The sequence below is a fragment of the Alkalihalobacillus bogoriensis ATCC BAA-922 genome, from assembly GCF_000621445.1.
Taxonomy (GTDB): Bacteria; Bacillota; Bacilli; order Bacillales; family Bacillaceae_F; genus Bacillus_AO; species Bacillus_AO bogoriense.
In genome coordinates, this window is the sequence record NZ_JHYI01000023.1 from 22,946 (window position 1) to 42,225 (window position 19,280).

The 19,280-nt window shown below is 35.7% G+C and carries 17 protein-coding genes and 1 pseudogene; 14 read left to right on the forward strand and 4 right to left on the reverse strand.

From position 1 onward, the window contains the following. Positions 1-7: 7 nt before the first annotated feature. The 8 genes from T323_RS29305 to T323_RS0110600 all read left to right on the forward strand — a co-directional run bounded on the left by T323_RS29305 (position 8) and on the right by T323_RS0110600 (position 9,362). A complete protein-coding gene (locus T323_RS29305; protein WP_281175736.1) occupies positions 8-1,246 on the forward strand; it encodes an ATP-binding protein in 1,239 nt (412 codons plus the stop codon). Positions 1,247-1,342: 96 nt separating this feature from the next. After that, complete coding sequence (locus T323_RS0110570) at positions 1,343-2,929, forward strand: M2 family metallopeptidase (protein WP_245613716.1); 1,587 nt, start codon at positions 1,343-1,345, stop codon at positions 2,927-2,929. A 460-nt stretch (positions 2,930-3,389) separates the two neighbouring features. Next, positions 3,390-4,277: a YitT family protein gene (locus tag T323_RS26535; RefSeq protein ID WP_051556484.1), complete on the forward strand. Its 888-nt coding sequence runs from the start codon at positions 3,390-3,392 to the stop codon at positions 4,275-4,277. A gap of 134 nt (positions 4,278-4,411) precedes the next feature. Next, entirely contained in the window at positions 4,412-5,326 is a 915-nt protein-coding gene (locus T323_RS0110580) for a hypothetical protein (protein ID WP_026673254.1), read from the forward strand. A 15-nt stretch (positions 5,327-5,341) separates the two neighbouring features. After that, positions 5,342-5,983: a hypothetical protein gene (locus T323_RS0110585; protein WP_026673255.1), complete on the forward strand. Its 642-nt coding sequence runs from the start codon at positions 5,342-5,344 to the stop codon at positions 5,981-5,983. A 7-nt stretch (positions 5,984-5,990) separates the two neighbouring features. Continuing rightward, complete coding sequence (locus T323_RS0110590) at positions 5,991-7,130, forward strand: DUF4350 domain-containing protein (protein WP_026673256.1); 1,140 nt, start codon at positions 5,991-5,993, stop codon at positions 7,128-7,130. Next, a complete protein-coding gene (locus T323_RS0110595; RefSeq protein ID WP_026673257.1) occupies positions 7,127-8,056 on the forward strand; it encodes an AAA family ATPase in 930 nt (309 codons plus the stop codon). Before T323_RS0110590 ends, T323_RS0110595 begins: the two co-directional genes overlap by 4 nt. Then, the gene (locus T323_RS0110600; protein ID WP_084309239.1) at positions 8,007-9,362 is read left to right on the forward strand and encodes a DUF58 domain-containing protein; all 1,356 of its coding nucleotides are present in this window, start codon (positions 8,007-8,009) and stop codon (positions 9,360-9,362) included. The genes T323_RS0110595 and T323_RS0110600 overlap by 50 nt, the downstream gene beginning before the upstream one ends. Here T323_RS0110600 and T323_RS0110605 read toward each other — a convergent pair. After that, the gene (locus T323_RS0110605) at positions 9,343-10,320 is read right to left on the reverse strand and encodes a stage II sporulation protein M (RefSeq protein ID WP_026673259.1); all 978 of its coding nucleotides are present in this window, start codon (positions 10,318-10,320) and stop codon (positions 9,343-9,345) included. The two genes, T323_RS0110600 and T323_RS0110605, sit on opposite strands and share 20 nt — an antisense overlap. 124 nt (positions 10,321-10,444) lie before the next feature. Here T323_RS0110605 and T323_RS0110610 point away from each other — a divergent pair, with 124 nt between their 5' ends. From T323_RS0110610 to T323_RS0110630, 5 genes are all read left to right on the forward strand, one after another. Next, positions 10,445-11,230 (forward strand): RDD family protein, encoded by a 786-nt coding sequence (locus T323_RS0110610; protein ID WP_026673260.1) that lies wholly within the window; start codon positions 10,445-10,447, stop codon positions 11,228-11,230. Positions 11,231-11,509: 279 nt separating this feature from the next. Then, on the forward strand, positions 11,510-12,937 hold the full coding sequence (locus T323_RS0110615) for an MDR family MFS transporter (protein ID WP_035178422.1): 1,428 nt from the start codon (positions 11,510-11,512) through the stop codon (positions 12,935-12,937). Positions 12,938-13,065: 128 nt separating this feature from the next. Further along, positions 13,066-13,323 (forward strand): hypothetical protein, encoded by a 258-nt coding sequence (locus T323_RS0110620; protein ID WP_026673262.1) that lies wholly within the window; start codon positions 13,066-13,068, stop codon positions 13,321-13,323. A gap of 218 nt (positions 13,324-13,541) precedes the next feature. Continuing rightward, entirely contained in the window at positions 13,542-13,919 is a 378-nt protein-coding gene (locus T323_RS0110625) for a hypothetical protein (RefSeq protein ID WP_026673263.1), read from the forward strand. After that, positions 13,909-14,460 (forward strand): hypothetical protein, encoded by a 552-nt coding sequence (locus T323_RS0110630; protein ID WP_026673264.1) that lies wholly within the window; start codon positions 13,909-13,911, stop codon positions 14,458-14,460. Before T323_RS0110625 ends, T323_RS0110630 begins: the two co-directional genes overlap by 11 nt. Positions 14,461-14,473: 13 nt before the next feature. Here T323_RS0110630 and T323_RS0110635 read toward each other — a convergent pair whose 3' ends face one another. Next, positions 14,474-15,577 carry a DNA alkylation repair protein gene (locus tag T323_RS0110635; protein ID WP_026673265.1) on the reverse strand — a complete coding sequence of 368 codons (1,104 nt, stop codon included), beginning with the start codon at positions 15,575-15,577 and terminating at the stop codon, positions 14,474-14,476. Next, complete coding sequence (locus tag T323_RS0110640) at positions 15,570-16,073, reverse strand: Lrp/AsnC family transcriptional regulator (protein ID WP_026673266.1); 504 nt, start codon at positions 16,071-16,073, stop codon at positions 15,570-15,572. Before T323_RS0110640 ends, T323_RS0110635 begins: the two co-directional genes overlap by 8 nt. Before the next feature lie 246 nt (positions 16,074-16,319). Here T323_RS0110640 and T323_RS26540 point away from each other — a divergent pair. Further along, positions 16,320-17,424, forward strand: a pseudogene (locus T323_RS26540) (aminotransferase class I/II-fold pyridoxal phosphate-dependent enzyme). Positions 17,425-18,245: 821 nt separating this feature from the next. On the opposite strand, the gene T323_RS0110655 reads toward T323_RS26540, so the two are convergent. Next, positions 18,246-19,262, reverse strand: a complete 1,017-nt coding sequence (locus tag T323_RS0110655) for a GTP-binding protein (RefSeq protein WP_026673268.1) — start codon at positions 19,260-19,262, stop codon at positions 18,246-18,248. Positions 19,263-19,280: the final 18 nt, after the last annotated feature.

Consider the following 19,280-nt stretch of genomic DNA (forward strand, 5'->3'; position numbering starts at 1 on the left):
CCCTGTTATTATTGATGATACATCAAAACATAACATTGCAAGCGAGTTAGAGGTAACATCACAATTAGGAATTAAAAGTTTCTTAGGAGTACCTATTGTTTTAAAAAATGGTGAAATGTACGGAACGTTATGCGCGATTTCTACATCTTACTATTCGTTTAAACAAAAGGATATAGATTTACTCTATTCAATGGCTTCTTTTTTAGCGTATTTTATTGAATTAGAGCATACAGAAAACTTATATCGACAACTCGTTGAAAAATCACCCGATGGTATTATTGTTGAAAAAGAGGGAGAGCTTGTTTACGCAAATCCAGCAACCTTTACTCTTCTAAATAAGCCTAAAAATAACGATTTAACTGGTGAAAAATTATCAAATTTACTCATAAATGAAGATTCTCCACGTTTTCCAAATAAGAGTAAGGATAGAGAAAAAACAAGTTTATTTGAAGAAAAACGATTAATCCAAGATAGTGGTGAACACTTAAGTGTAGAAACGATTAAAGAGCCCCTTTGTTATAAAGGGGAACCGGCAACCCAAATTATGGTCAGAGATATTTCATACCGTAAATATATTGAAGAAATGATTAAGCAGTCTGAAAAGCTATCATTGGCTGGTCAACTCGCTGCGAGTGTCGCTCATGAAATACGTAATCCGCTAACAGGGATAAAAGGGTTTATTCAATTATTAAAAGCATCAGCGACAGAAAACCATAGTTATTACGATATCATTATGTCAGAAGTTGAAAAAATTCGAGAAATCGTTAACGAGTTTTTATATTTGGCTAAGCCTGAAATACCTGTTGTGACTCAATATAATCTTGTTTCATTACTACATGAAGTGATAGTGTTACTTCAAGCGCAAGCAACGGCTCAGCGAATTACAATTCGTACAACATATAGTCCAAACCTACCTTCAGTGTTATGCGAAAGCAATCAAATCAAACAAGTGTTAATGAATATAATCAAAAATGCAATTGAGGTCATGACAGAAGGTGGTCAAATACAAATTCATGTTGGGCAAGAAAATGAGATGGTAAAAGCTACAGTTTCAGATGAAGGTCGAGGCATTCCGAAAGAACGGCTCGAACGATTAGGAGAACCTTTTTATACGACAAAAGAAAAAGGCACTGGTCTCGGACTAATGGTAGCAAAAAAAATTATCCAAGAGCACCGAGGGGAACTATTATTTGAAAGTGTTATTAATAGAGGAACAAAAGTTACGATGCTCTTGCCGATTAAATAAACCTAAAGCTGCATCCAATGGATTGAAATCATTGAATGTAGCTACTTTTTTAGTCATCAAAGAGAAGAGCATCGAGAAATGGAGGCGACATTTTTGATGATGAGTGTAAGCGATTTCTTGGAGGCGCAAAACGAACAAATCTCTTCCTTATATCAGTCTGTTTTAACATGCCATTGGATGGCAGCTACGACAGGTAACAAAGAGTGGAGCGATAAACATGAACGAGAGTTATCGAATTACTATAAGTACTTTTCTAACAAACAATCATTCGAACTTGTTCAATATTACTTAAGTCAAAATGAAATAACTAGTATAGAACGCCGGCAACTAGAAGATTTGTTTCATAAGATGGTAAAAAACCAAATCTCACTCGAAAAAATCAAACAAGGATTAGCACTAGAGAAAAAAATAGCAGAACGGTTTACAAATTTCCGACCGACATTTCATTATAAGGAAACAACGAATCATGAAATTCTTGATGTATTAAAACATAGCCTTAATGAAGAAGAACGGAAAGAAGCTTGGCTTGCAAGTAAACAAATTGGAAAAGTCATTGAGCCATCGATTCATGAACTCATCAAGGTTAGAAATGAGCAGGCTAAGGAACTTGGGTTTCAAAATTATTACGAAATGTGTTTCAATACCCAAGAATTGAATATAGATGAAGTGTTTCATTTATTTGAGCAATTACTTCAGTTATCTGAGGATTCATTTCAAAGGGTGAAGTTTGAAATTGATGAAGAAAGAGCAATATTATTTCAACTTCAAAAAGAAAATCTTCGCCCTTGGCATTATGTTGACCCTTTTTTTCAAGAAGCACCTTCAATAGAAAATCAGAACATGGATGCCCCGTATAAAGAAAAAGATATTGTCTCTATCGTAACGAATACCTTTACACAAATGGGTTTTCAAATTGAAGACATTGTAAAGCGAAGTGACTTATATCCTCGAAAAAATAAAAACCCATTCGGATTTTGTACTGATGCAGATCGAAATGGAGATATTCGTGTTTTTGCTAATATAGACGAAAGTGCATTTTGGACTTCTGTTCTTCTTCATGAAATGGGTCATGGTGTTTATTTTCAGCATATTAATAAAGAATTACCCTTCCTTTTGCGCTTTCATGCCCATACATTAACAACAGAAGCAAGTGCGATGTTCTTTGGAAGATTAAATAAAACGAGAGAATGGCAACGTTTATTTTTACATGAAAATGAAGAACAAATGAAGTCGAGTGAAAAAATGCTGCAAAGACAAATGCTTGTTTCAGCAAGGTGGATTATTTTGTTTACGTTTTTTGAACGCCAATTATATGAAAATCCAACCCAAAATGTAAATAAATTGTGGTGGAAGCTTGTTAAGGAAATCCAAGGGATAAACCCTCCTGAAGAAACAGATTATCCGGACTGGGCTGCAAAAATGCATTTTTCGTTAGCACCTGTTTCTTATCAAGATTATTTGTTAGGGGAGCTTACGGCATCACAACTATCCCATTATATTCAAACCCATATATCTGAAAATATATATAAAAAAGAAGTCGGTGCTTTTTTTATTGAGAAATTTTTTAAGCCTGGATTATCGATGCACTGGAATGATTTAATCCGATCAGCTACAGGGGAGCAGTTAACTCCACGTTATTTTGTTGATGAGTTTATGATTAATAGTAGGAAAGTGGATTCCTAATTGGTGATTGAAACAGAGCCTTTTATTTGGAAAAAATAGAATAATGGATTTTCAATAATACTCTCGATATTTACTCTATTCTTGAGTAGAATTTCAGTTAAAAGAGGACTACGGATAGGGAAATGGTTCATTATTTTCCGGGCAAGCGCAAATTTTGACAAAATAGTCTGAATTCTTCACTTGATACTAAAGAGACTTTTGTGATTTTTACCGTCCATTAGAATAGAGAACGGCTAAAAACACTTCCTTTTAAAAGCAAACAACTAATTTTCATTGCATAATGAAGGCAAATGGATATGCGGAGGTTTATGCTGGTAAAAACAGTGTCGAAATCATATGTGACTTCACCCCTTCATTGTACAAAAGCATAAACGTACAAACGGATTGGAGCGTTAATGGACGTCATTGCAAAATAAAATGGTAGCTTTTATACTTTTTTCATAGGAAGGGGAAGGTTACCATGTATAAACAAATGAGACAATATGGGGCTATGATTCTAGGAACATTTATGATTGCGTTATGCTTTACATTGTTTTTAATACCGAATGAAATTGCATCTGGAGGTTTGCCAGGTGCATCGTTAGTTATAAGTTCAGTTTTTGAAGTGAAAACATCCATTGTTCTATGGATTATTTCAATTGGTATATTACTAGGGAGTCGGTTGTTTTTAAGTTGGGGTGTTGTCGTTAAGTCAGTTATCGGATCATTGTTAGTTCCATTTTTTGTGAATATTACGTATAACGTGACACCATTAACGTCTGATCCATTGTTAGCAGCTATTTATGGTGGGTTAGGGATTGGAGTCGGGTTAGGAATCATATTACGATCTCAAGGAAACATCGGCGGATTCACATTAATTGCGATTATTTTGCATAAATATAAACAAGTTAAACCGAGCACGACAATTTTAGTGCTGGATTCAATCGTCATTGTTTCAGCAGGGATGATTTATTCACCAGAAAAAGCACTGTATGCTTTACTTGGAATCTTTTTAATGCGAAAAACAATGGATTTTATCATGCAAACAAAAGCATCAAAAATGGCGTATATTATTTCGTCGGTTGAATATGAAAACACAATTAAAGATGCGGTATTGTATGAATTAGATCGTGGATTGACCAAAATATCTGGTCAAGGCGGGTATAGTAAAAATGAAAGAGTTATCATGATGACAGTTTTACATCCAACAAAAGCTAGTCAATTAAAAGCTATGATTCAATCGATTGATCCATCTGCTTTTATCATTTTTTGCGATGCAACAGAAGTTGTAGGAGAAGGGTTTACAGAAGCAGTTCAGCGGTCACGACAACCTCGAACTCAAAATCAATTAGCTACCCAACAAAGTTAATAAACTTTTAAAACTCATCTAAAGGAAGCACGTCTGTAACCGTGTTTCTTTTTTTGTTTTTATATTTTATGACAATTACCCCATTCAATGGTAATATAAGCAATAGAATTATATACTCATAGGGGGCAAATCACATGAACAATCCGTTAAACAGACCTTTAGGATTTGGCCAAATTTTAGACCAAACCTTTTCAATAACGAAACGACATTTTTTAAACTTTTTTTTGATTATCCTTATTTTATCAGGTCCGTTTTATCTTCTCCAAGCGGTCGTTGAACTTTTATATGGGGCTACTTTTTTTCGTGCTGTTGAGCTAGGGACAAATTGGTTTGATGATCTTTTTATGAGCTTTGATACTACATCCCCATCAGGAAGTGTCGCAGCTGAGCTTTGGAGTGGTGGTATCGAATTGATTTCATATGTTTTTCTCCCCATAGCACAAGCATCGATTTTATTAGCTATCTTTTCATTACGACAAGGAGAACAATACTCGATTGGGAGTGTTTTGAAAAAAGCTTTTTCGAGGTTTTGGCCAATTATTGGATGTAGCCTGTTATTTTTTCTTATTATGTTGGGACTTATTTTTGTTCCTTTCATTTTGATTATGATTTTAACTATGGCGTTTGGTTTTATCCATCCTGTATTAGGAGCGGTTATAGCCATAATTTTATTTATCCCTTGCTTTTTTGGAGTCTTTTATTTTTACATCCGTTGGGGTTTTTATTTTGGTTCAGTCGTTATCGATAGGATTTCCCCAGGCTTAGGTCGAAGTTGGAATTTAACAAAGAAAAGAACATGGACATTAATGGGGATTTACTTTTTACTCTTTATCATTGTATTACTTACCATGAGTGGGGTTGAACTTGTGTTTGGGGCTTTTCTAGGAAATAGTGTTTTATTTCAGCTTATTTTAAATGTCGTTGAAATGATTACATGGGTTATTTATTCGGTTGCTTTTGCTGTTATGTTTTTTGATTTAAAAGCTCGTTATGATGCAGATGATTTAAAAGAACTAATCGAAAGCTATGAACCGCTCAAATCAAATTAGAGAAGTGGTGATGGAATGGAAACAGAGGCTAGAGAAAAACTTGAAGAAATTTTAAAGCAAACCGAGTATACGGCGTACTATGACCAAACAGAATCATTCATTGAATCGATCTGGGCAAGAGTAGAAGCTTGGATTGTTGAAATTCTAATCAAACTATTTCCATCGCTTGAACCAACAGGAAGTATTGCCCAACTAGCTGTTATTGTTATTGTCATTGTATTTGTTGTTATTTTATGTATTTCCTTATTTTTTATCGGAAGAAATGTGCAACGAAGACGTAAGTTTCGATCAGCAAAACCATTTCAGTCCGCTAATGAATTTAAATGGACATATAGAGAACATAGAGAAGCCGCCAAAAATTATGAAAAAGAGAGTAATTATAATGAAGCAACACGACATTTATTTTTTGCGTTACTGCTATTTTATCATGAGACAAAACGGTTACATGCAAAAATTTGGAAGACAAATTGGGAATATTACGATGAACTGCAAAAAGGAGATTCAAGTGATGCCGTACTGTTTTTTAATTTGGCATTGTTATTTGAGAAGGTGACATATGGTGAAGGCGCAGTTGAAAAAGAAGAATATGATTCTTATCAATATGAAGTGAACCAAAAAATAGAGATGCACAATAGAAACATAGCGAAGGAGGAATGATCCTGTTTTGAACAGTTCCAAATTTACAAAAAAGAGTTGGCTGTGGATCTCTGTTTTGCTACTTTTGTTTTTGCTGTTTGGTTACTTGATTAGTTCAAAACAGCAACAGCTTATTGAATATCCACGATATGTTTCAGAATCACCTTCTCCAACAGGTGTGAAAGCATGGTTTACCTACTTACAACAAGAAGATCTTCAAGTCGATAAATGGACTCACTTACCGTCTTATCTTCCAAAAAATGACGATCATCAAGTTTTGTTTATGATAGAACCTTTTTTTATACCAACAAGTACTGAAATGCAAGATTACATAAATTTTATGGAGGAAGGAAATACAATCATCTTGTTCCATGAAAATCCTAGAGGAATGTTTGATTTACAAGTTGAGTATGTCGACTCAGGATTTGAATTGGTTCAGACGATAACATCAGGACAAGGAAACCAATATGAAGGACATGTTTGGTCTAACGTCCGACTTCTTCCTAAAGAAGAAGACCAAATGTTGTTTCATGATGACTTTGGTGTTATTGCGCTAAAGCGGTCATATGGTGAAGGATCATTATTTGTATTGAACACTCCGCAATGGGTTACGAATGAACATATTTTATCTCAACAGCATCTTTCCTTGTTGTTTTCGTTCCTTCAACTTGATGAATATACAGCAGTATTATTTGATGAATATATTCATGGTGCTCATAAAGAAACAGTTTGGACCGTCTACCCAACGTGGTTTTTACTTTTGCTTGTTCAAGGTGCTGTCATCACGTTAGTGTGGCTTTGGTATAAAGGGAAGCGTTTCGGTCCGATTATTACCCGGCGTGAAGAATATGTTCGATTTAGTGATGAAGGAATTCGTGCTTTAGCAGCATGGTATAATCGTGGTCAGCTTTATCGGGAAGCACTAGTTATTCAAGCTGATTATGTGAAAATCAAAATGCAAGAGCGCTGGGGGCTTCCTTATAGTAAAGCATGGGTTGATTGTAACGATACGTTTGAAAAAAAATGGAATGGCATGGCAAAGGAAGAGATTCATTCGTTTACGAGTCGAATTCAGGATGTACTACGAAAAGAAAACATAAGCAAACAAGAATTTCTTTTCTGGACGAAAATGATTGAACAATTGCGAAAAGAGGTGGAAGAAGGATGAGACAAGAGCTTACATCCTTAATTGAACAGTATGAAACACATATTCATGGTCAAAGTCTGAATATAAAGCTATTGTTAGCTTCGATTTTAACAGGTGGACATGTGTTATTAGAAGGTGTTCCAGGTACGGGAAAAACAAAAATGGTGCGAACGTTAGCGTCTTTATTAGGTGGTACATTCCATCGTATTCAGTTTACTCCAGATTTGCTTCCGAGCGATATTACAGGAAGTATGATATACAATATGAAGGAAGGTTCATTCCAAACGTTAAAAGGTCCCATTTTTACTAATATTTTGCTTGCGGACGAAATTAACCGAACACCAGCGAAAACACAGGCAGCTCTTTTAGAAGCGATGGAAGAAAAACAAGTGACAATCCAAGGGGAAACATTTAAATTACCTGATGTGTTTTTTGTAGTGGCTACGCAAAATCCAATTGAATTTGAAGGGACATATCCACTCCCAGAAGCTCAACAAGATCGCTTTTTATTTAAATTAATAATCGATTTTCCGTCTTTAGAGGAAGAAACAAAAGTATTACGAGAAGTGATTGAAAACAAGTTAAATTTTCAAGCTATTCAAGCCAGTCTTGATATGGATACTTTTTATAACATTCGAAAAGAAATGGAACAAGTGACAATTCGGGACAGTGTGCTCGAATATATTTTGAAAATCGTTAGGCTAACGAGAGAATCAGAGATGTTTCGTTTTGGAGCTAGTACCCGTGCAGCAATAGCCATTGGAAAAGCGAGTCAAGCGTGGGCTTATTTATCAGGAAGGGATTATGTGACTCCTGATGATATAAAACTTGTTGCTCGACCAGCATTACGCCACAGAGTTCAATTATCTCCTCATATAGAATTGGAGGGAGCGACCGTTGACCAAACCATCGCAGAACTTATTGGATCGATTCCTGTTCCGAGATAAAGGAATTGTACCTTCGAAAAAACTAGTAATTTTTCTTAGTGTAACTGCAGGGATTTTTTTAATTGGAAGCTTTTTCGGTCTTTCGTTCGTTTTTATTCTTCTCTTGTTCATTATTGTTTTACTTGCAAGCTTAAGTGACTTATTGTTTTCTGCTAAAAAAGGGCAATTAACATTTACTAGAACTATCGAGGAGAAAATCGAGCGTGGTCTATCGTATCGTGTTTCTATTACAATAGAAACGATGTCTTCTCATTGGATAAAGATAGAACTTATTGATGGATTGCCACAATCTTTTGTACGGTCATTTCCGATTCATGGTGTATTATCGAGCGAAAGAACAACCGTGATTTATGAAACGATCGCTCCCATACGAGGGGATTACACGATCTCGTATTTGTTCGTTCGCTATGAAAGTAAACTTGGATTATGGAAAAAACAAATAAAAGTACCCCTTGAGGATAAAGTGAAAGTCATCCCTGATATGACGGAGACAAAACAGTATTTAGAAAGTGCTCAACGATATTTATTATATGAAGGTTCAATGAAGAGAAAACATCGAAGTGGTGCAGGTGAATTTTCAAAAATTAGAAACTATGTCGTTGGGGATGACCCGCGCTTAATTAATTGGCGTCAAACAGCAAAGCTTCAAGAAGTCATGTCGAACGAATATGAGCCTGAACACGGTAAATATATAACAATTTTAGTTGATTGTGGTCGTATGATGGGGTCGGAGTTAAAAAAAGGGAACCGTTTGGAAAAAGCGTTAGAAGCGGCATTAACCGTTACAGCAGCAGCGCTAAATAAAGGTGATTATGTTGCCGTCATTGCTTTTTCGAAAGATGTGAAAGTTTTTGTGCCTCCGGGTAAAGGAATGGCGCATTTTCAAACGATTTTGCATGCAATTTATGATGTACAAGTGGATGCAGCAGAATCAAATTATGGAGAAATTTTACGTTACTTAGAACTTGTTCAAAAAAAGCGCAGTTTCCTTTTGTTATTTAGTGATGTAAGTACGTTTTTACATGAAGAGAGTGCACTTCATTATTTAATAAGATTACGAAAACGCCATTTGTTTTTGATGATCGGTGTAGAAGATGAGACATTATTGGAAAGAGTTGCTGACTATCCTACGACGGTTCAAAACGCTATGGTAAAAACGATAGCACAGCAACAATGGGTAGTAAAAAAACGCGGAAAAGCAAAGTGGGAAAAACAAGGCCTCCACTTAGTGGAGGCAAAAGAAGAGAGGTTGGCAACGGTTGCTGTTTCCTCGTATATCAATATAATTAATCGTGGGTTGTTATAAGTTGTTTTTTCGTAAGTAATCTATTTCCAACGATAATATAGGCAAGTAATCCAATGACGGTAATAAAAGCAACAGCATATTTAGCTCCTAGCGGGATGGGAGCTGGTGTGATAAACCCTTCAACAAAGGCAGCAATGATGAATAGCGGAATGGTACCAAGTAAAAGTAAAACGGAGCGTTTCCCGTTTTCTTTTAATTGGTAACCTCTAGAATATTCACCTGGCACAAATAACTTATATCCCATTAGTAATCCTGCACCGCCTGCAATAAAGATGGCCGTCAATTCAATCATACCGTGTGGGACGATATAAGCCCAAAATTGATAGGACATTCCATAATGCCAAAAAAGAGCAGCCAAAGCACCAACGATAATCCCGTTATAAATTAAAACGTACACGGTCAGAATGCCAAATGTCACCCCTCCAGCAAAAGCTAAAATAGCAACTTGGATATTATTTAACATAATGGTGACGGACATATAAGAAGCATTTATCATATCGTGATTTTTCCCTAATTGCTCAGGATCCACTGCTTGAGCAATATCAGCAGGAAGAATCGAATATAAATAAAGAGGATCTTGTAACACCGTAAAAAAACTTCCAAGCATTCCTAACGAGAACAAAAGCATCGCAACAATAATAAATTTCCATTGTTGGAGAAAGAGCCCAATAAAAGTTGTGCCAAAAAATTGTCCGATTTGTTTTAAACTAGAAACTTGGTCACGGTATAGGAGATTATGAGCTTTCGCAACAAGACCGTTTAAGTAAAAGGTAACATCTTCACCTTTAAAATAAGTTTGGCTATAGGATAAATGTTGCGCTGTTTTTTGATAAAGTTTATGAAAGTGTTCGATTTCTGCTCCTGTTACATTCCGCTTTTTTTTGTGGAAAATACGAATGAGATGTTCAAGTTGCTTCCAATCTTCGCGGTGCAATTGAACAAATTGTTTCATCTTCATTATTGTGACACCCTCTTATCATTTACATACGAATTAAGACAAAAGCCTTTATATCTATTATAGTGATACGATAGAAAAATAGAAACAGATAAGTTAAATTTTTACATGCATGAGGTGAGAATAAGTGAATGAAATCGAAGTGAAAACACCAGAATATGTGTCACTACAGTTTGAACCTGCAGGGTTAGGAAGTCGCTCTGTAGCCTTTATTATTGATCAAGCGATTTTAACAGTCGCAACAATAATACTTGTGGTCATTTTTATGATCATTTTGCCTGTACTTGAAGCTGGAGGTGTACCGGCGGCTTTTGCAGATATTCTGTTAATCTTATTTTTTGTGTTATTATTTTTAATTAATTGGGGATATTTTGTTGTATATGAGTTTTTTTCTGCTGGACGCACAGTTGGTAAAATGGCTATTGGTATTAGAGTTATTCAGGAAAACGGTCATAGCATTACGTTGTTATCAAGTTTTCTGCGTAATTTACTCCGAATCATTGATGCTTTACCAACGAGTTACTTACTAGGGATCCTGATGATTTTTCTTCATCCGAAACATAAACGAATCGGTGATTTAGTTGCCGGAACCATTGTCGTTCATGAAAAAAGAAAAAAAGCTATAAAAAGAACCTCGATTGATGTTGAAATCGAAAAAAGAAAAATACAAAGCTCCGATCAACCTATTGTGCTCTCTTCTTTCGGGAAAAAAGAATGGGACCTTCTTAAAATGTATAGTGAGCGACTATTGCATTTACAGCATGAAGAACGAATACAAGTAACTGAACAATTAGCAGCAAAACTATTTCCGAAAGCAGGTATCCCTGTCGAAGGAAAAACACATTTCGAACGAGAGAATGGCTTGCTTCTTCTTTATGTGAAAATGAAAGAGGAGTGGGAATTCGAGCTTTAAACTGCCGTGAAAGTACGGCAGTTTTTTTTTTTTTCGCTTGTATGGGAATCGAAAGCCACTCGCTACGTTTTTTTGTTATATGATTTATATGCCGATATATATGAATACAATTGAACATATGTCAGTATTGAATAAAACATAGGTAGTGTTTCATAAAATATCGAAAGAAACGAACTTGGCTATTCATTAGAAAAAATTACGAAGCAGAATTCTAGAAAAATGTTAAAAATAGGAGTAGTCTATACTAAGGAATTTTAACATGTTGAGAGAAGGTATTATATGAATGCTTCATTAGGAACGATTAATCGAAAAACCGTTGTTGCTTTATTACTGATTGGTTCATTTATTGCCATATTAAACCAAACATTAATGATTACTGCGATACCGCCGATTATGAATGAAATGGGAGTTAGTCCGAATAGTGCACAATGGCTAACGACTGTTTTTATGCTAGTAAATGGAATTATGATTCCTGTTAGTGCATTTTTATTAGAACGATTTACAACGAGACAATTATTTATTACCGCAATGAGTGTCTTTGCCTTTGGTACACTTGTTGGTGGGTTTGCGGCTAATTTTGAAATGTTGTTGCTTGCCCGAGTCATTCAATCATTAGGGGCAGGCGTAATGCTACCATTAATGACAACCGTCTTTTTAATGATTTTTCCAAAAGAACGGCGAGGGTCTGCCATGGGATTAATCGGGTTAGTGATTTCCTTTGCCCCAGCAATTGGTCCTGCATTGTCAGGCTGGGTCACTTCGAATTACTCTTGGCGTGTGTTGTTTTTTATTATTTTTCCGATAGCCATTATCGATATTATTATTGCGATATTTGTGTTGAAAAACGTAACTGAGGTAACTAAGCCAAATGTCGATATCATCTCCATTCTGTTTTCTTCCTTTGGGTTTGGTGGATTGCTATATGGGTTTACAAGTGCAGGGAATAACAGTTGGACACATTTCTTAACGTTACTTTCATTAGGGATTGGGGTATTGGCGTTACTACTATTTATTTTGCGGCAATTAAAGCTTGCACATCCTATGCTTGAATTCCGTGTATTTACATACTCAATCTTTCCATTTGCTGTTATTATCGGAATGATTGGATTTATGGGATTAATAGGTGTTGAAACATTAGTTCCAATGTACATGCAAAATATGAGAGAGTTCACCGCTTTTGAAGCAGGATTAGCTTTATTACCTGGGGCATTAGTCATGGGAATGATGTCGCCGATTACAGGGAGGATTTTTGATAAAATTGGGGCAAAATGGTTAGTCATTACTGGGTTACTCATAATGACAATTTCTTCTTTTGCGTTCGTCATTTTAAGTCCCACTACATCTTTTGTTTATATTACCGTCATGTATACGATAAGAATGTTTGGATTATCAATGGTGATGATGCCTGTTGCAACGGCAGCACTTAATCAGCTTCCTAACCGATTAATCCCACATGGAGCTGCGATGGATAATACGATGAGAATGGTTGCAGCTTCAGTAGGGACGGCGATATTAGTGACTGTAATGACGACAACTAAGCAAAGAGCAGAAAGTCAAGGTCACCTTGATTATCCTGATATTTATGGGGTGAATATGGCATTTATCGTATTATCTGTCTTAACTTTGCTTGCTTTAATCGTAGCGTTGTTTATTAAATATGAACGAAATAAAAACAATGAAACGGAACAAGAAGGCGAACAAGGATAAATAAGAGTGAAAAGGAAAAAACGTTAGCCAGGTGGTTGACGTTTTTTATTCACAATTAAACTTATAAAGTGAAACCTTTTGACTTCTTGTTCGTAATAGTAGAAATAAAAGGGAGGCATAGTTAAATTATGAAACTATTATCCGGAACGATAAATCAAGATATTATTATTGAAAGAGATACTGTACTGCTTGGGAAAATTAAAGGTACTGTGACTGTGTTGAGCGGGGCGAAATTAGAATTGAGAGGGGAGGTAGATGGGACAATTATTATATCTCCATTCTCACGGTTAGTTGTGGAGCACACCGTTTTCGGCGATATAGTCAATCGAGGTGGACAAATCGAAAAGATTAATGGAGATATTAAAGGTCAGATTATCAATGAATAATATTAAGACCAATGTTTTCATCTTCTTCCAGTAAGACTTTTTTAGTCCTAACCAAAGATAGGCATTAAGTTCCTTTCATCTATAATTCATCGTGTATAACATGTCGTTTTTGCGCGACTTATGCAGTGTTTTAAAAGATTTCATCGAATTGTTGCTTAGAACATTGTATAATAGGAAAATCCGAAGAATGTACAATCTAGTAAGGGAGGGCCTACCAAATGGTATGGGTATTAACTTTTTTGTTTGTTTCAGCGATTGTATTGCTCGCCGTGTCATATGTAAAAATGAAGCAATCAAAAACAGAGGAACAACATCATATTGAACAAGTCTCTATTTCTATGACAGAAGAATTACTTAAAGTTCAGGAACAACTTAGAAAAATAGAATTAGATGCTGAAATTACGGCACAAGAAGCAGAGGTAAGTACTGGGGAACAAAGACAGTTAATCCGTGATGTGTTAGATTTACATAGGCGAGGATATTCCTTTGAAAGTATTGCGAATGAAAAACAACGCAGTGTACCTGAGATTGAACTTATGTTAGCTCCTTATGTTCAGCATAAGAATGAAAGGAGAAAGGTAGCCAATGACAGCTAATCAAATGCGCAGTTTTGCTATCGGGCTACTCGTGGCAGCTAGTGTATGTGCTGTTGTTTATTTTTCTACTCCTGGCCAAGCAAGTGTAGCAGAAAAAGTTGAACCTATTACAATTGAAGTGCCAAGAGAGCCTGAAGAATCTGAGTTAAAAAGTATGCTAGAAGAAAAAGGCTATGTTATTTTAACAGATTCAGAATTACAAGCCAAACTTGATGAAGTAGAAACGAAATGGACGGAACAGCTAAAAGAAATAGAAAAGCAACAAGAAAAAGAGCAAGAAGAAAAGGCAAAAGAGAAAGAGAAAGAGAAAAAAGACGATAAAGAATCTGAAGTTGTTTATCGTACGATGCTTTCTGTCGTTTCTGGAATGACAAGTATTGATGTCGGTGACGCCCTTGTTCGTGCAAACATCATTGAAAGTTCAAGAGAATTTTCTGATGAAGTAGAGAAAAAAGGGTTAGCTCAAAACCTTCGACCAGGCACATATGAAATTGATAGTAGTATGTCAATGAGTGAAGTTATATCTATCATCTTTAAATAAAACAAACGCACCTTTATGGCTGCGTTTGTTTTTCTTTATTTGTTAACTCAAATGATATCGAATCTAGTTCATTCCCGTTAACGATAATTGAAAGGTGATGTGTTCCTGCATAATGTATCCGTGTTGATAAGTTTTTAAAAGAATGACGTCTTGTAAATTGAACAGTGCCATGTTTGTATTTATTTTCAGTGATTTTAAATAGCTTTCTTGAGTGTTTGCCATTTGCTTTTACAAAATCGATGGCATATTCGACCCGGAGTAACGCTGCTTCTTCTAATGGATTCGTTAACCTGAATTGAAATGTGAATGATTCGCCAATATAGATGCTGTTTCCCGATATCGTTAATTGGTCGACGATGACTGTTGGATTTTTTGAAAATCCAAATAATTGTAAAATATCTGGATGTGCTTGTCTAAGTAAAGTTCGGCATCCATGTTTGATAATCCAGTCTGTATAAGGGTTGGTTCCTTTCCATAATTTACAAAGGTTAATGACGATATTTGGGTTGTCTTTTGAAATATCATTTAAATGATTAGCAACGCTTTTGCGCACATATTGGCTTTCGTCTTGCTTAAGCTTTATAAGGAGAGGAAGGATAGGTGTTGGGTCCCTTTTAAATTCATGTAACGGTTTAGCCCATGGAAGTCTTGGACGACTCCCTTCACTGGCTAGCCTCCGAATATGCTCATTTGGGTTGTCTGCCCAAGTTATCATAGTAGCCACCATTTTTTCTGGATCCTTTTCTATAAAAGGACGAACGGCATATTCAGAAGTGCTTCCTGATGTAAATATGGTTAAGGCATGCAAGGATAAATCCCAGTCGTTTTGACCGTACACTTCAACAAAATCAGGAAAAAATAAGTATTCAAATCCTTTGCAAGTTTCATGCAGTGTTAAAAGGATACGAAGTGAGTCTTCATAAGAGTCCGGAAATGTGTATGCAATGGAATGGGTGATGTGACGAATCCGTTCTTTTAATTCTTTTGTTTCCCAATTTTCATCAAAAAGAAAGTGTAAAAATCTCCTCTCTTGAAATTCAGGATAAACAGCTTTTACTTTTTGAAAAAACTGCGAAAAAAAAGCGTCATTATACATATTTTTTAACGGTTCAGCCATGTTCGTTATTCCTTTCTTTTTCATGTAATATTGGAAGCGCATTTGAATATTTCACTTCACGTAACGCTAAACTTGTTTGCATTTGTGTAATCCCAAGCTTGTTTAATTTGCGAACAAATCCTTCGAGTGATTTTCTGTCTTTATTTGCTACTTTTAAAAGGTAGTCATATTCACCAGTTATACAATGACATTCTAATACTTCTTCCATTTCAAACAATGCTTTTTCTAACACGTCTAAGTTTTCAGCTTTATGATTGTTTGAACTAATAAAGACAAAAGAAAGCAAATCAAACCCTAATTTTTCTGCATCTAATATCGCAACATGTTTTTGAATATATCCTTCTTTATGAAGTCGTTTAATTCGGGCATGTGTTGCTGGTGGCGATAAATTGACGATTTTTGCAATTTCGGTATTTGTCAGCTGTGATTCTTTTTGAAGTAAATCTAAAATTTTCAAATCGAGCGGGTCAATAATTTTTTTCGTAATGGTTTCCATAGTAATCGCATCCTTAAAAAAATTCGATAAAAAGGGTAAAGAACTACAATTAATTGAATTAATTTTTGTTATTTTAATTATATACTTTATTTTCTTTTGAAATCCTTCTAATTAACAAAAAAATATCTTGAAAACAGCAATATCATTGTAAAATAGAAGATATAAGATGTTTCATCTAAACATGAGAAAGAATAATAATATCAAAAAATATGAAAGCGTTTACTTTTCATAATGGAGGAGAATAAAATGGGTCAAGAAAAAAATCGCTTTGAAACAAAAGTCATTCACGAAGGGTATAATATGAATGAATTTGCTGGAAGTTTAACACCGCCAATATTTCAAACATCTACCTTTACATTTGAAACGGCCGAGCAAGGTGAAAAACGATTTGCTGGTGAAGAATCAGGGTATGTCTACTCAAGGTTAGGAAATCCAACGGTGACGATGTTTGAACAAAGAATGGCTCAACTTGAAGGTGGAGAAATGGCACTTGGTTTTGCTTCAGGTATGGCGGCTGTTTCCGCTGTATTAATGAGTCTTACAAAATCAGATGACCATATTTTATGTTCTCAAGGCGTTTATGGTTGTACGTATGGACTGTTAGAACTATTTCAAGAAAAATACAATATCGCTTTTGACTTTTCAGCGATGAGTTCAGAAGAAGAGCTTCGCGCAGCAATTACTGAAAAGACAACATGCATTTATGTTGAAACACCGATTAATCCAACGATGCAAATCATTGATTTAAAAATGGTCGCCAAAGTCGCAAATGAATATAGTATTCCTGTTGTCGTTGATAATACGTTTTGTTCTCCTTATTTACAAAGACCATTAGAGCTTGGTTGTGATATTGTTGTTCATAGTGCGACAAAATATTTATGTGGTCACGGTGATGTGATTGCTGGTGTTGCAGTGGGAACAAAAGCAATGATGGAAGAAGTTTCGTTCACGACGAGGAAAGATGTTGGCGGAGTATTGGCTCCATTTAATGCATGGCTATTATTACGAGGACTAAAAACATTACCAATTAGAATGGATCGTCATTGTGATAATGCTGTTCAAATTGCAACATATTTGCAAAAGCATCCATATGTCGAAAAAGTTGTGTATCCAGGGTTTGGCATGCAAGATGACGAGCAAATGAAAAAAGGCGGCGGAATGATTAGCTTTACCATAAAAGGCGATAAGAAAAAAGCCCAAGAATTTATGAATAACTCATGCTGTTGTTCCTGAACAAAGACGGGAAGAGATGGGGATCACAAATAATATGCTTCGACTATCTGTAGGTTTAGAAGCTTGGGAAGATATTCAGATGGATTTAGAGCAAGCGCTTGATCAAATGCAACTTTAAGAAACGATGAAAGCACTAAAAAAGTAGAGTTTTACTTTTTAGTGTTTTTTTTTTGCGAAAAAAGAGGATAGCGATTGCTTCTATAAGACAAAAAGAGAGAGAAGAAGGGAGGAAGTGTCTAATAGAAGGCGTCTATTAGACAAAACAGGAAAGAAGAGAGGAGGAAGTGTCCAATAGAAAGCGTCAATCAAACAAAAGGAAAGAGAAATGTCTTTATTCAAAAGATAAAAAAAAATTTTGGTGTAGCAGTGAAGCTTTGAAAGCTATTTCAAGAAGAGCGAAGGCTCCGCACCTCACGTTTCACCTCAGGAAAGAGCAATTGGGGTTCACTTTCAAAAGAGGGCAGGGCTCCGCACTTCGCTTGAAAGAAAAGACGCTCCGCGTTTTCTTATCGTGTAGGAAACTATAAAATAGTCGACTTGTGTATAACAATGCTCTGATAAATGAGTACTATGAGACAGCAAGAAAAGACCCAAGTGAATCATTCAACACTTGGGCGGGTTTATCGCGTTAGCAATTTTGTTGATTATGGTAAGTAAGCGGCCATGAAAACCGTTATCTGTGAACATTGCTAGCGTTTTGGAAAGTTGGAGGACACAGGAGCCGTTATTCATAATATATCGCTAGGAATAGAGTGGCTTTGGCGTGAATAAGCGCTCCTGTGGCCGCTAATAAACGGAAACCCGTATCATGTTCACAAATAACGGCTGCTCTGACCGCAAAAATGGGAAATGGGATGTGTTTTTTGTTTCATCATGCACTTCGCTTGAAAGAAAAGAGGATCCGCGTTTTTCTTAAGTGACATTTCTCTCTCTTTAACGTTACAGCTGTTTTCTCTGATTAGCAACATTCTCAGTGAAGCATTCATTTAGTTTTGTAGTCAGTTGTTCCACATCTATTTCAGAACCGATAAATAGGAATTCTGATAAATAGGATAAATGGCTTTTTTCTTGTGTGACTATTGTCTCAACCTGGACTGATGAGCCTACTTGGGAAATGAATGTTGTTTCTTTTGTGTTAGAATCAACGTATTTTCCTTTCATTCGGAACACTTCTGCAGGAAGAGTTATGAGAAACTGTTCTAATCTTGAAAAGTCAATCGGCTCATCTCGTGTAAATAAATACGTAGATATTCCAAAGTCATATAAAAGCCTTACATTGCACCGACTAATTGCTTGTTTCTTCTGCATATCAAACAACATATGGTGAGAACGAGCTCCGGCAAGACCTTTTCGATTTTCCATAAATGTTGGGTCATATGTATGCTCGTCGTTAACGACGGCAAATGGTTGTATTGCATGTAAAAATGCAAGTAGCTCCCCAATTTGTCGTTCAGATAATTTAGATTGGTTAAACACAACGATTGTATCGGCACACTCGATTTGCTCGGTTATTTTTTCACCTAATGTATAGTCGAGATCTTCCCCATATTGTTGCTTTATAACATGTTCAGAAAAATAACTAAACCAAAAGTCTTTCGCATCAATGATGTGAAGATGTTTTAGGTTTGTTGAAGGAAGACACTCTACAATTAAATGAATGTCAGAAAGTGGATGAACATCAACAATAATATGATGAATAGAATTACGTGATGATAAGTCATCAAAAATAGAAGATAACGTCTCATAACCATTCACTTCAATATGGTGATTGACTTCGCCAATAAAGCGAGATAAAGGGAAGAAATCACCTTCTTTTTCAACCACTTGAACTGAACTTGGTCTAAATAAAATTGTGAAGCATTGTTCGAAATGAGTATGTTGTAATTTCTCAATGACATTCCTTTTTTGCTTCGCATTACTTCCCGTTAATAGTGTAAGTGATGTTTGTGTTGTCAAGGAGTCCACACCCTTTTT